The 13,416-nt window shown below is 66.6% G+C and carries 11 protein-coding genes; 8 read left to right on the forward strand and 3 right to left on the reverse strand.

All coding sequences use genetic code 11. The features are described 5' to 3' along the window. Positions 1-27 precede the first annotated feature (27 nt). Positions 28-2,784, forward strand: coding sequence for a protein kinase (locus ACFXKA_RS21735; protein ID WP_379428624.1), 2,757 nt, complete (start codon positions 28-30; stop codon positions 2,782-2,784). 366 nt (positions 2,785-3,150) lie between these two features. Here the strand turns inward: ACFXKA_RS21735 and ACFXKA_RS21740 are convergent, their stop codons facing one another. Continuing rightward, entirely contained in the window at positions 3,151-4,026 is an 876-nt protein-coding gene (locus ACFXKA_RS21740; RefSeq protein ID WP_379428625.1) for a LysR family transcriptional regulator, read from the reverse strand. Positions 4,027-4,149: 123 nt separating this feature from the next. On the opposite strand from ACFXKA_RS21740, the gene ACFXKA_RS21745 reads away from it, so the two are divergent. Genes ACFXKA_RS21745 through ACFXKA_RS21765 form a run of 5 tightly spaced genes read left to right on the forward strand, consistent with a single transcriptional unit; the run spans position 4,150 to position 9,175 of the window. Then, positions 4,150-5,598: a form I ribulose bisphosphate carboxylase large subunit gene (locus ACFXKA_RS21745; RefSeq protein ID WP_379428626.1), complete on the forward strand. Its 1,449-nt coding sequence runs from the start codon at positions 4,150-4,152 to the stop codon at positions 5,596-5,598. 16 nt (positions 5,599-5,614) lie between these two features. Continuing rightward, entirely contained in the window at positions 5,615-6,037 is a 423-nt protein-coding gene (locus ACFXKA_RS21750; RefSeq protein WP_379428627.1) for a ribulose bisphosphate carboxylase small subunit, read from the forward strand. A 25-nt stretch (positions 6,038-6,062) separates the two neighbouring features. Beyond that, positions 6,063-7,157: an AAA family ATPase gene (locus ACFXKA_RS21755; protein WP_379428628.1), complete on the forward strand. Its 1,095-nt coding sequence runs from the start codon at positions 6,063-6,065 to the stop codon at positions 7,155-7,157. Between the two features lie 16 nt (positions 7,158-7,173). Then, positions 7,174-8,250: a class 1 fructose-bisphosphatase gene (locus ACFXKA_RS21760; RefSeq protein WP_354832763.1), complete on the forward strand. Its 1,077-nt coding sequence runs from the start codon at positions 7,174-7,176 to the stop codon at positions 8,248-8,250. Between the two features lie 46 nt (positions 8,251-8,296). Continuing rightward, a complete protein-coding gene (locus ACFXKA_RS21765; protein ID WP_354832761.1) occupies positions 8,297-9,175 on the forward strand; it encodes a phosphoribulokinase in 879 nt (292 codons plus the stop codon). Positions 9,176-9,249: 74 nt separating this feature from the next. Here ACFXKA_RS21765 and ACFXKA_RS21770 read toward each other — a convergent pair whose 3' ends face one another. Both ACFXKA_RS21770 and ACFXKA_RS21775 read right to left on the reverse strand, forming a co-directional pair. Further along, positions 9,250-9,837: an HdeD family acid-resistance protein gene (locus tag ACFXKA_RS21770; protein WP_354832760.1), complete on the reverse strand. Its 588-nt coding sequence runs from the start codon at positions 9,835-9,837 to the stop codon at positions 9,250-9,252. 71 nt (positions 9,838-9,908) lie between these two features. Beyond that, complete coding sequence (locus tag ACFXKA_RS21775; protein WP_379428639.1) at positions 9,909-10,580, reverse strand: YoaK family protein; 672 nt, start codon at positions 10,578-10,580, stop codon at positions 9,909-9,911. 186 nt (positions 10,581-10,766) lie between these two features. On the opposite strand from ACFXKA_RS21775, the gene ACFXKA_RS21780 reads away from it, so the two are divergent. After that, positions 10,767-11,933 carry a thiolase family protein gene (locus ACFXKA_RS21780; RefSeq protein ID WP_379428629.1) on the forward strand — a complete coding sequence of 389 codons (1,167 nt, stop codon included), beginning with the start codon at positions 10,767-10,769 and terminating at the stop codon, positions 11,931-11,933. Between the two features lie 244 nt (positions 11,934-12,177). Beyond that, positions 12,178-13,392 carry a winged helix DNA-binding domain-containing protein gene (locus ACFXKA_RS21785; protein WP_379428630.1) on the forward strand — a complete coding sequence of 405 codons (1,215 nt, stop codon included), beginning with the start codon at positions 12,178-12,180 and terminating at the stop codon, positions 13,390-13,392. Positions 13,393-13,416: the final 24 nt, after the last annotated feature.

The raw sequence follows: 13,416 nt of genomic DNA on the forward strand, positions 1-13,416 counted from the left end.
ACGTTGCCCCCGGGGACAAGGTCAAGCGTGCCGACGGACCGCCTCGACCGGCTCGGATCTCCTGGCGGCAAAACGTCTCGACCCACAGTCACCCGCCGATTCCGCCGCGCCATACGGCGCCTCTCGCCGCCAGCTACGCCACCTGGCCCACGCGATGCCTGGCCGAGCAGCGGGGGAGCGGGATGGGATGTGGCGGCTCAAAGCGACAGCCCCCGCCGCGGCAACAACGCTAGCCCACTGACGTGCACCACTGATGGTTCCCGACATCTCTCGGGGGATGATGGTGTGGCGTGTGGTGGTTGTTGTGTCCGGTTGATCTACCGACCGACGAGTGCGTGGTCCTGCTCGATAGGTGCAGATATGAGCTACAGCTCAGATGCGGGGAATGGGTTCGGGCGACCAACGGCCGGAATCGAATCCGGCGCCGTGGCCGCTTTTGCTGCCGCGTGGGAAGCCGGTATCCAGCCGCCTGCCATTGCCGACTATCTGCCGGACGCACGCCTGGGTGCGCTGATCGAACTGATCCGGATCGACCTGCGGCATCGGTGGCTGCGCCCACGGGCAGAGAGCCGTCCCGAGGAACCCGTCGCGGCAACGCCCGCGCGTAAGCGGCTGCGCGAATACTGCTCCGAATTTCCCGAGCTGACATTGGAGCAAATTCCGGCCAGCCTGGTGTACGAAGAGTTCGTGATCCGCGGCCAATGCGGCGAGCAGGTGGACCTGGGCGAATACCTGCGGGAATATCCCGAGCAGGCGGCGCGACTGCGCGAGCTGCTCAACGCCGGCGACGAGAATCGGGGCACCCGGCGCACCGGCATTGAACGGACCGTCGCAGCCTCCGCCGACTCGATCGCCTCGTCGGGGGATGCGGCCCACGCAGCCACCGACCTCCGCACCATCCAGGGCACCACAGGGACACGGACCACCAGCCTGGACCGAATCGTGGTCGGCGACCGTATCGACGATTTCGACCTGCTTACCGCGCTGGGCAGCGGTGCATTCGCTCGGGTGTTCCTGGCCCGGCAGCGGTCGCTGCAGCGGCTGGTGGCAGTGAAGATCTCCGCCGACCGCGGCACCGAACCACAGACGCTGGCGCAGCTCGACCATGACTACATCGTGCGCGTCTTCGATCAGCGGCTGCTGGACCAGCCAGGTCTGGACCTCGCACCCGATGGGCATCGGCTGCGGATGCTGTACATGGAATTCTTGCCCGGCGGCACGCTGCTGAGCGTGTTGCGCAGGGTGCGGGCCACCGCGCCGGAACAGCGCACCGGACATCTGCTGCTGGACGCGGTCGACGCGGCGATGGCGGAGAAGGGCGAGATCCGGCCGACCGATTCCAGTGTGCGCGCGGAGATCGCGACGCTTTCATGGCCGGAGACTGTCGCCTGGCTGGGGCGTCGGGTCGCTGAGGCGCTGGCCTACGCGGACGCGCATGGCGTGCTGCATCGCGACGTCAAACCGGCCAATGTGCTGCTCACCGCCGAGGCCGTGCCGAAGCTCGCCGATTTCAACATCAGTTTCAACCGCGACCTGGTCGACGCCAATCCGGTCGCCTATTTCGGCGGATCGCTGTCGTACATGTCGCCGGAACAGCTGGAGGCCTGTCACCCCGGCTACGACCGGTCCGCCGACGATCTCGACACCCGCGCCGACATCTATTCGCTCGGCGTGGTGTTGTGGGAGCTGCTCACCGGCACCAAGCCGTTCGACGACACCACCGCGGGCGAACACAGCGACGCCACCACGCTGGCGGCCATGTTGAAGCGCCGTGGCGCCGGGGTGGATCCCGGTGCGCTCGAACGAATTCCGCCCGACTGCCCGGCGGCACTGCGCCGGGTGTTGCTGATGTGCCTGGCGTCCGAGCGTGACAAGCGGTGGGCCGACGGCGCGGAACTGGCCCAGCAACTGCAAGTGTGCCTCGACGAGCGCGCCCGCGACCTGGTCGACCCGCCGCCATCCAGCTGGCGGCTGCGACTTCGGCCGTGGGTGGTGCCAATGGTGGTGCTGGCCATACTCACTCCGAACGCGCTCGCTGCGGCGTACAACATCGAGCACAATAAGACGCTGATCATCGACCGGCTGAGCCTTTCAGCGCAGCGCGACTGGTGGATCGCCGTAGCCCTGGTGAACGGGGTGTTATTCCCGCTGGGCATCGGATTGGTGCTTTATATGTCGCGGTGTCTGCTCATCGTCTCGCGCGGGCTACGCCAGGGTCGGGAATACGACCCGCGGGTGCTGGCCCGGGCTCGATCGGACGCCCTGCGGTTGGGCGATCGTGCTGTGCTGGTACCGCTTTCGCTGTGGAGCCTGGCGGCGATCATCTTTCCGATCGTGATGCACCTCATGACAAAAGAACTCACCGGGGATGCGGCGCTGCACTTCCTGGGCGGGGCGCTGGTCTGCGGCGCAATCGCGGTGGCCTACCCGTCCATCCTGGTGGCGTTCTACATGGTGCGCTGTATCTATCCGATGTTCCTCCCGCACGGCGACATCACGACGGTCGATGCGCTGCACCTGCGCAGACTCGGTCGGCGCTGCACCGTCTATCTCGCGGTAGCGGCGTCGGTGCCGTTGCTCGCGATTGCTCTGGTGACCTTGCTGCCGCCGGACGCAATTCCGTTGATGCTCGTGGCGGTGCGGGTATTGTGCATCGGTGCGATCATCGCATTCATCATCGTCTATGTGTTGTTCCGGGCGATCGAGGCCGATCTGGGGGCGTTGGGACGTGTGATGGATCCCGTCGGCGGACAGCGGGAGCCGAATGACGCTAGTCGACTATGAGCGCACAGGGCTGGTTTCACTCCCGTTCCACCACCGTCAAATCCCACAGAAATCACCGCCACCAGTCGCACCGGATGCGGAATAGTCGCATTGCATGCGAGTCGCATGTCAGCGCACCACACCGGCATGTCGCAACCCGACTCCGGGACTGCGCCGACTACTGGTTGCGACCATGTACTGGCTGAATTCTCTTGGCGGGCAACATCATTGCCCGGGTCAGCCACCGAGCGCGCACACTCTGACCAATTCGCATCCCATCCCAATGGGCCGAGCTTGCCGTAGTCGCCGAAAATCCAACGAAGCCCGCGTGGCCGCCTGATTGAGCTTCCTGCAGATCGGTGAGATTCCCGTTCGCGACACTGCGGGTCAGACTCCGCGAAACGCCTTGTCGCCGACCCGGTCCGGGTCGGTGATGTGGGACAGGAACAGGCGGGCGGCGGGGGCGGGGGTGCGGGTGGTGACGACGTGCCAGGGGCGGTTGAGGGGAGTGCCCTCGATCGCGATGACTTCGAGCAGTCCGGCGGCCAGGTCGGTGGCGATGGCGTCGGAGTGGATGAGGGTGATGCCCAGGCCCTCGCGGGCGGCGGCCAGCGCGGCGCCGTGAGTGCCGAGAGTCAGCGTGGGCGGGCGGATTTGGAGGCGGTCGAAGAGAGCGAGGGTGGTGTCGCGGGTGCCGGAGCCTTTGCCGCGCAGGAGCCAGGTGGCCTCGCAGGGGTCGCGCCAGGCGTCGGGTGCGCCTACCACGACGAGCTGACAGGGGCGGCGGGCGCGGGTGACCAGTCCGGCGTCGCGGGGTGGGCGGCCGGCGATCACGAGATCGGTTTCGTGGTGGGTCAATTCGAGGTACAGCACGTCGCGGGGCTGGATGGACAGGCCCAGTTCGATGTCCGGGTACCGGATGCGGAAGGACGCGAGCAGCCTGAGCAGCACGTATTCGCCGGCCGTCGCCACCACGCCGATACGCAACCGGCCGGTCTCGGCTTCCCGCACCGCGGCGTGCGCCTCCTTCATCAAGCCGAGGATGCTGCGGCAGTAGTCGGCGTAGACCCGCCCGGCCTCGGTGAGCGCGATACCCCGCCCGGATTTGGCGACGAGTTTCGCGCCGAGTTGTTTCTCGATGTGTGCTACGGCGGCGGAGGCCGCCGCCTCGGTGATGTGCAACTGCGCGGCCGCGCGGCGAATGCTGGAGTGCTTGGCAACGGCGAGAAAGGTTTCCATGCGCACTGCGCTCACCGTACCCATACTCAACGGTAGCAAACTCGACGAAAAGGTTGAGCGAGAACAGAAACAATCGAATTGTTTGTCGTTAACGGCCCGGTCATCCTGGGAATCACAAGTCGCCCAACCCGGTTCGCAGGAGGAATGATGGCCGGATCTGTCGATGATCAGCGCAGCCGGTGGGATCCGGGTGTGCAGTCGTACGCGTCGATGGGATACTACGCTCCCGACTATCAGCCCAAGGACACCGATGTCCTGGCGGTCTTCCGGGTGACGCCCCAGCAGGGCGTCGATCCGGTGGAGGCGTCCGCGGCGGTGGCGGGTGAATCATCCACGGCCACCTGGACGGTGGTCTGGACCGATCGGCTCACCGCGCACGAGCGCTACCAGGGCAAGTGCTACCGCGTTGACGAGGTTCCGGGCCGCAGGGGCGAGTACTTCGCCTATGTCGCCTACGATCTCGATCTCTTCGAGGAGGGTTCCATCACGAACCTCACCTCCTCGGTCATCGGCAACGTATTCGGTTTCAAACCACTGCAGGCATTGCGGCTGGAAGATATGCGTATTCCCGTGGCGTATGTCAAGACCTTTCAGGGTCCGCCGCACGGAATCGTTATGGAACGGGAGTATCTGAACAAATACGGCCGCCCGCTGCTGGGCGCCACGGTGAAACCGAAACTCGGTCTGTCGGCCCGCAACTACGGCCGCGTGGTGTACGAGGCCTGCCGGGGCGGACTCGATTTCACCAAGGATGACGAGAACATCAACTCGCAGCCGTTCATGCGCTGGCGCGACCGCTACCTGTTCGCGATGGAGGGCGTCAACCGCGCCATCGCCGAAACCGGAGAAATGAAGGGGCATTATCTCAATGTCACGGCCGCCACGATGGAGGACATGTACGAGCGCGCGGAATTCGCGAAATCGCTCGGCAGCTGCATCATCATGATGGACCTGACGGTCGGCTACACCGCCATGCAGTCCATGTCGAAGTGGGCACGGCGCAATGGCATGCTGCTGCACCTGCATCGGGCCGGGCACTCCACCTACACCCGGCAGAAGACCCACGGCGTCAGCTTCCGGGTGCTGGCCAAGTGGTGTCGGCTGATCGGCGTGGATCACCTGCACGCGGGTACTGTCATCGGCAAGCTGGAGGGTGATCCGCACACCGTCAAGGGCTTCTATGACACGTTGCGCGACAACCACATTCCGATGAACCCGGTCAACGGCATCTTCTTCGACCAGGACTGGGCCAGCCTGCCCGGCGTCATGCCGGTCGCCTCCGGCGGCATCCACGCCGGCCAGATGCACCAGCTGCTGGACCTGTTCGGCGACGACGCCATCCTGCAGTTCGGCGGCGGCACCATCGGCCATCCGATGGGCATCGCCGCGGGCGCGGAAGCCAACCGGGTCGCTCTCGAAGCAGTGGTCAAGGCGCGCAACGAGGGTCGCGATCTGCTCAAGGAGGGCCCGGACGTGCTGCGCCGCGCCGCCCAGATCTGCCGCCCGCTCGATGTCGCGCTCGCCACCTGGGGTGATGTCACCTTCGACTACACCTCCACCGACGCCCCCGACGCCGTCCCGACGGCCTCCCGCTGAAAGTCGAGGAATCCCCATGCATCTGCGCCAAGGTACCTTCTCGCACCTGCCGGACCTCGACGACATCGAGATCGCCGCCCAGGTCCGCTACGCCCTGCTCAACAACTGGCCGGTGTCCATCGAGTACACCGACGATCCGCACCCGCGCAACAACTACTGGGAGATGTGGGGCCTGCCGCTGTTCGATCTGGACGAGCCCGACGGGGTGCTCGCCGAGATCAACGCCTGCCGGGCCACGTTCCCGCGCCACTACATTCGCGTGAACGCCTATGACGCATCCTACGGCCGGCAGACCACGGCGCTGAGTTTCCTCGTGCAGCGCCCGGCCCGCGAGCCCGGTTTCCGTCTCGACCGGACCGAGTCCGACGATCGCCGTCAGCACTACGGCTTCCACGCCTACGCACTCGACGACCGCCCGGGCCAAAGGTATGGCGGCTGAACAGCTTTCGGAACCGGAGGATATCGTGAGCGCGGAACACCCCGCGGTACCGGGCAGCCGGCAGCCTGCAGCCGGCCGCCCGGCGGGCGGGTTCCAGATGCATCGGCCCGGGGTCACGAGCCCCGCACCGGTGCGCGGTACGGCCGCCGATGGCCCTCCCCGACCGGAGGATTCGGCGGCCGACCACCTGCACCGCCCCGCTTCCGGCCCACCGGAGATGCTGGCCGACGACGCCCTGCTGGATCTGTCGACGGATGTCGCGGGCAAGGACGTCGAGGACACTCTCGCCCGCCTCGACGCGGAACTGGTGGGTCTGGCGAACGTCAAACGCCGCGTGCGGGAAATCGCCGCATTGCTGCTGATCGATCGGGCCCGTCAGCGTTTCGGGCTCCAGGCTACCCGCCCGACCATGCATATGAGCTTCACCGGCGGGCCCGGCACCGGGAAGACCACGGTGGCCCTGCGCATGGCCGAGATGCTGCACGCCCTCGGGTACATCCGGAAACCCAAGGTGCACACCGTCACCCGTGATGATCTGGTCGGCCAGTTCATCGGTCATACCGCACCCAAGACCAAGGAGGCCCTGGCCAAGGCCGCCGGTGGAGTGCTGTTCATCGACGAGGCCTACTACCTGTTCCGCCCCGAGAACGAGCGCGACTACGGGCAGGAGGTGATCGAGATCCTGCTGCAGGAGATGGAGAACGAGCGCACCAGCCTGGTGGTTATCTTCGCCGGCTATCCGGACCGCATGGAGACCTTCTTCTCCGCCAATCCCGGCCTGTCCTCCCGGGTGGCCCACCACATCGAGTTCCCCGACTACACCCACGACGAGCTCATGGCCATCGCCGAACTCATGGTGCGCCAGGAGAACTTCCGCTTCGATCCGGAAGCAGCGCAGGCCTTCTCGCGCTATCTGAAGCTGCGCATGGCCCGCCCGCGCTTCGCCAATGCCCGCAGTGTGCGCAATGCCCTCGAGCGCTGCCGGCTGCGGCAGGCCAAACGGCTGGTCGAACTGCACCGGCCGGTCGGTCGCACGGATCTGATCACCCTGACGGACAGCGATGTCCTCGGCAGCAGTGTGTTCGCGGACGCCCTCGCCGACGAGGGGGCCCCTCCATGACGAATTGAGAGCGATTGTGCCCGAAGGATTGAAGACCCTCACCCGCTACACCATCGAGCAGGAGCACCGGCATCCCGGATCGTCCGGGGAGTTCTCGGCGCTGCTTAACGTGCTCGCCACCGCAACCAAGATCATCGGGAACCAAGTGACCCGGGGAGCGATCGTCGGCTCCCTGGGCGCGTCCGATGCCGAGAATCTGCCGGTCACCGTGCACCGGAAGATGGACGCGATCGCCAACGACATCATGGTGGCCGAGAGCCAGTGGACCGGACCGTTGGCGGCGCTGGTGTCCGAGCAGATGCGCGAATGCCATCAGGTGCCGACCGAGTACCGGCGGGGGAAGTATCTGCTGGCCTTCGATCCGCTGGACGGATCCAGCAATATCGACGTGAATCTGCCGGTGGGAACGATTTTCAGCGTGCTGCGCGCTCCGGAGGACGGGCGCGAGGCCGCCGGTACCGACTTCCTCCAGCCGGGCGTCCAGCAGGTGTGCGCCGGCTTCACGCTGTACGGGCCCGCGACCATGCTGGTGCTCACCACCGGCAACGGGGTGGACGGGTTCACGCTGGACCGCGAGGTGGGCGCGTTCGTGCTCACCCATCCACGCATGCGAATCCCCGACGACACTTCCGGTTTCGCGATCAATGCCGCCAATGAGCGGTTCTGGGAACGCCCCGTCCGCCGCTATGTCCACGAATGCCTCGAAGGCGTCGACGGCCCGCGCGGACGGGATTTCAATATGCGCTGGGTCGCCTCGCTGGTGGCCGACACCTTTCACATCCTGACCCGCGGCGGGCTCTACATGTATCCGCGCGATACCCGCAATCCCGAACGCCCGGGCCGGGTTTCGCTGCTGTACGGGGCCAACCCGATCGCCTTCATCGTCGAACAGGCCGGGGGCGCGGCCAGCACCGGGCACGAACGGGTGCTGGATGTGCGGCCCGAGGAGCTGCACCAGCGGATCCCGTTCATCTTCGGCTCCCGCAACGAGGTCGAACGGATCGAGCGCTATCACCGCGAACCGGAGGAGGGGCCCAGTTTCGACGCCTCGCTCTTCGGTTCCCGCTCTCTGTTCCGCGCGTCCCGGCACTGAAACGCCGGTTGTGTGAAAGCTGTTGTCCGGCAATCGAGGAGGTGCCATGTCGGTCAAACATCCCGTGGTCGCGATCACCGGGTCGTCCGGTGCGGGGACGACCAGCGTCACGCGAACCTTCCAGGAGATATTCCGCCGCGAGGGAATCAGTGCGGCCATCGTGGAAGGGGATTCGTTCCATCGCTACGACCGCAACGAGATGAAGCTGGCCATGGCCGAGGCCGAACAGCATCGCAACCTGACCTTCTCGCATTTCGGACCGGAGGCGAACCTGCTCACCGAACTGGAGTCGCTGTTCCGCGAGTACGGGGAGACCGGTGTGGGCGCGGTACGGCGCTACCTGCACGATGACGACGAGGCCAAACCCTTCGGGCAGCCGGCGGGCACGTTCACGCCGTGGGCGGAGCTGTCGCCGGGCAGCGATCTGCTGTTCTACGAGGGCCTGCACGGGGCGGCGGTCGGCGACGGCGTCGACGTGGCCCGCTATGCCGATCTGCTGGTGGGCGTGGTTCCCATCATCAATCTGGAGTGGATTCAGAAGGTGCACCGCGACAAGACCGAACGCGGCTACTCCAGCGAGGCCATCATCGACACCATCCTGCGGCGCATGCCCGATTACGTGAAGCACATCTGCCCGCAGTTCTCGCGGACCTATGTGAACTTCCAGCGGGTGCCCACGGTGGACACCTCGAATCCCTTCACCGCCCGGACCATTCCGACCGCGGACGAGAGTTTCGTGGTGATCCGCTTCGCCGACCCGAAGGTCATCGACTTCCCGTATCTGCTGTCCATGCTGCACGATTCGTTCATGTCGCGGCCCAACAGCATCGTGGTGCCGGGCGGGAAGATGGACCTGGCGATGCAGCTCATCTTCACGCCGCTGATCCTGCGATTGATGGACAAGCGGCCCAAGCGGCTGCGCTGATCCCGGTTGCGCAACGCGAGAAACGGCGGCCGCCCGGCGAGGGCGACCGCCGTGGGTTACGCGGATCGAAACGGTCAGACGGCGGTGGGCATCTCCTTGGCGCGGCTCTTCACCAGGAAGGCCGAGACCACCTCGAAGACGCCAATAGCGATCAGCCAGCAGCCGACCACCACGACCAGGGCCGTGATCGAGCGGAACGGCTCCACGATCAGCAGACCACCACCGACGATGAGCAGGATGCCGAACAGGATCTGCCAGCCCCGGCCCGGGACGGCGGCATCGGACATGGCGGCCACCAGCACCGCGGTGCCGCGGAAGATCCAGGTGATGCCGATCCACAGCGCCAGCAGGCCGATGGCCTGGAACTCGTTGCGGAAGCAGAAGAAACCCAGAATGAACGACAGGATGGCGGTAATGAAGGACAGCACCCGCATCCAGGTGCTGATGTGCATTCCGAAGGCCGCGATCAGCTGGAAGACACCGGATACGAGCAGGTAGATGCCGAACAGGACACCGGCGACGACCAGGGTGGGTCCGGGCCACACCAGCACCAGGATGCCCAGCACCACCGAGAGAAGGCCGGTGACCAGGATCGACTGCCACGCGCTGCGGGCCAGTGCGTGGACCGGCCCTTCGTAAACTCCCTCTTTGCTGGTTGTCATATTCAGCAGAATATGACCAGTTCGGGTCGTTTGCGATCAATTAGCCAAGTGTTGCGCGGCTGTGACATGACTCAATCGTCGTCGGCGCTCTGGCGCGCGATGCGCCGCATCCAGCGAATGTCGGCCCGCCAGGTGTATCCGGCAACCAACAGCGAGCCGATGACCGCGGCATTGAGCATGGAGGAACCGTTCACCACCAGCGACACCAGGCCACCGATGAGCGCGCCCGTGCTGAACGAAACATATTGCGTCGCATAGCCGAGCCAGTCACGGGCAGTGCCGCCACCGAAGACGTGCCGCTCGATGCCCTGCGCGAGTTTCACCAAGGTGCCGGTGACGTAGCTGACCGGAATGGAGACCTCGCCGTTCTTGACGAAGGAGGTGTTGAGTGCGCCCATGCCGAAGGCGACGAACAGGATCGGGATCAGGCCGATGCCACGCTCGCCGAGCACGGCGTCCGCGATGGCCGCGAGCAGCAGCGCGCCTGTTGTGAGCATGGTCGCGCCGTGCGGATGGTTGGTCCACCAGTACCGGCGGCAGACCGAGGCGATGAAGACGCCGGCCAGGAAGCAGATGATGATCGCGGCCGCGCCGCCGGCCAGGGCCGGGTCGCCGGCGAAGTTGCCGAGAACCGTGCGTTCCGTATTGCCGGTCATGAAGGTGACGAAATACCCCTCCGAGTGGGTGTACGCGGCCGCGCCGATGAATCCCGCCAGCATTGACAGCACCGCGGACAGCCGCATTTCGAGACCCCAGAAGGGCTTCTCGGGTTGCTTGCCGGACGCAGTCACAGCAACAGGCTAGCAATCTGCGGCATGTCGGCCCGGAGGTGAAAATTCGCGCCGGTGACGCCGTGCAGCCGGTGCGGTACATTGCGTATGTTAACCGCAATTCGCAACTGGAATGTCCAGTGGGAACAAGGAGAAGTCATGACCTCCGCCGTCGTCGTCGACGCTGTCCGCACCCCCTCCGGGAAGGGGAAAACCGGTGGCGGCCTGTCGGAAGTGCATCCCGCTACACTGCTGTCGGGCGTGCTGGAAAGCCTGGTCGAGCGCACCGGAATCGATCCCGCGCTGGTCGATGATGTGATCGGCGGTTGCGTCACGCAGAGTGGCGAGCAGGCGTTCAATATCTCCCGCACCGCGGTGCTGGCGGCCGGCTTCCCGGAAGCGGTGCCCGCCACGACGGTGGACCGGCAGTGCGGATCCTCACAGCAGGCCGCCCATTTCGCCGCGCAGGGTGTCATCGCGGGGGCCTACGACATCGCCATCGCCTGCGGCGTGGAATCCATGTCGCGGGTGCCGATGTTCTCCAACGCCCAGGGCCGCGACGCCAATCGCGGGCCCATCGCGCACCGGTACCCGGACGGGCTCGTGCAGCAGGGCATTTCCGCCGAGGTGATCTCCGCGCGCTGGAAGTTCGACCGAACCGCGCTCAACGAATTCGCGGCGCGCTCGCACCAATTGGCCGCCGCCACCGCGGCAACCGGAGGCTTCGACAACGAACTGGTCCCGGCGGGATCGCTCACCGCCGACGAGACCATCCGTCCCAGCACCACCGTCGAGGGCTTGGCCGGGCTGAAGCCCGCCTTCGTGGACGCCGAATTCAAGGCCCGGTTCCCCGAAATCGAATGGTCCATCACCCCCGGCAACTCCTCGCCCCTCACCGACGGCGCGTCGGCGGCGCTCATCATGAGCGAGGAGAAGGCCGCCCAGCTCGGCCTGAAGCCGCGCGCCCGCTTCCACTCCTTCGCGGTCACCGGTGACGATCCGCTGCTCATGCTCACCGCCGTCATCCCCGCCACCCGCAAGGTGCTGGCGCGAGCGGGACTGTCCATCAACGACATCGACGTCTACGAGGTGAACGAGGCGTTCGCACCCGTGCCGCTGGTCTGGGCACACGAGCTCGGCGCCGACCCGGCCAAACTCAACCCGCGCGGCGGCGCCATCGCACTGGGTCACCCGCTCGGCGCCTCCGGGACCCGCATCCTCACCACCATGCTCAACCACCTCGAACAGACCGGCGGCCGCTACGGCCTCATGACCATGTGCGAGGCGGGCGGCCTGGCCAACGCCACCATTGTCGAACGTCTCTGAGTTCGCGCCTCGCATCGCGGGCACGATCGACAGCGAGCGAGCCGAGGCCGACAGGGCTGCTGCCCTCGTCGGCCCGGAGGCCTCGACGAAGCGACCCTTTCGCCGCCGTCCCGACAGCGCATCGGGTGCGTGTGCGCTGCACGCCGGACGGCTTCCTGGGCACGGGAAATCGCCGGCACTGTCGGGGACCGGCCGTAGGCTGGCGTCGGTTGCGCGGGCAGCGCGTGGGATGGGCGGAGGCGTTGTGCAGGTTTCGTGGGATCAGGTGTTCAGCTGGCGGGTCCAGCGGCAGTTCGTGGATCCGCGGACGACGAGCGATGCCGTGGCCGTGGTCGAGCGGCTGTGCGGGGTACAGGCGCAGGTGACGTCGGCGGCGGAAACCGCTGTGGCGCTGCGGCGTTCGACGGGTGAGCCCGGTGCGGTGGTGGCGGCGCTGGGGGAGGGCACGCTGATGAAGACGTGGGCGATGCGTGGCACGCTGCACGCGCTCACGCCGGAACAGGGGGCCGCAGCGTTGTCGCTCATGGCGTCCGCACGCACATGGGAGAAGCCCGCGTGGACAAGGGCGTCCGGGGCGACGCCGGATGACGTGGCGGCGCTGGTCAAGGCGGTCGGCGATATTCTCGACGGGCGTGTGCTGACTCGCGCCGAACTGGTCGCCGAGCTGATCGCCGAGCGGCGATTCCAGCCGCTGGAAGACCATCTGCGCTCCGGGTGGGGTTCGATGCTGAAGCCCCTGGCCTGGCAGGGCGCGCTGTGCCACGGCCCGTCCCGCGGTACGTCGGTCACCTTCACCAATCCCACGCACGTCATCCCCGGCTGGTCCGGCATCCCCGACCCGGATGCCGCCGCGCCCACCGTCATCCGCGCCTACCTCGGCGCCTACGGCCCCGCCACCCCGGACATCTTCAATACCTGGCTGACTCGCGGCTTCCTGAGCAAACCGACTGTGCGCCGCTGGTTTTCCGACCTCGGCAACGAGCTGACGGAGATCGACGTCGAGGGCCGCCCCGGCTACTTCCTCACAGCCCACCTCGACGAACTCGCCAGGACCGAACCTACTTCCGCAGTCCACCTCCTCGGCCAGTTCGACCAGTACGTCCTGGGCCCCGGCACCGGCGACACCGCCCTCCTCCCCGGCGACCACCGCGCCAAGGTCAGCCGCGCCGCAGGCTGGATCTCCCCACTCGTCCTGACCGGCGGCCGGATCACCGGAACCTGGGACCTCGACAAGGGCGACCTGACCGTCTCCATGTTCGACGGCGCACCCGTCCCCACCGCCCAGCTCACCGCCGAACTACCCCGCATCGCCAAGACCAGCCCGTCACAACAGTCCGCGCTGCCTGAATCGCCCCGCACCCATCCGCGTCGAGGTCGGTCCGGAGCTGGGTTCGTGCTCTTCGGCGACGAGGCGTTCGGAATCTTCGCCGCGGCACTCGCCGCGCATCAGGGTGGGTGAGCGGGCGAATTCCGGGTTTACCCC

This window comes from Nocardia sp. NPDC059228 (assembly GCF_042754245.1).
Lineage (GTDB): Bacteria > Actinomycetota > Actinomycetes > Mycobacteriales > Mycobacteriaceae > Nocardia.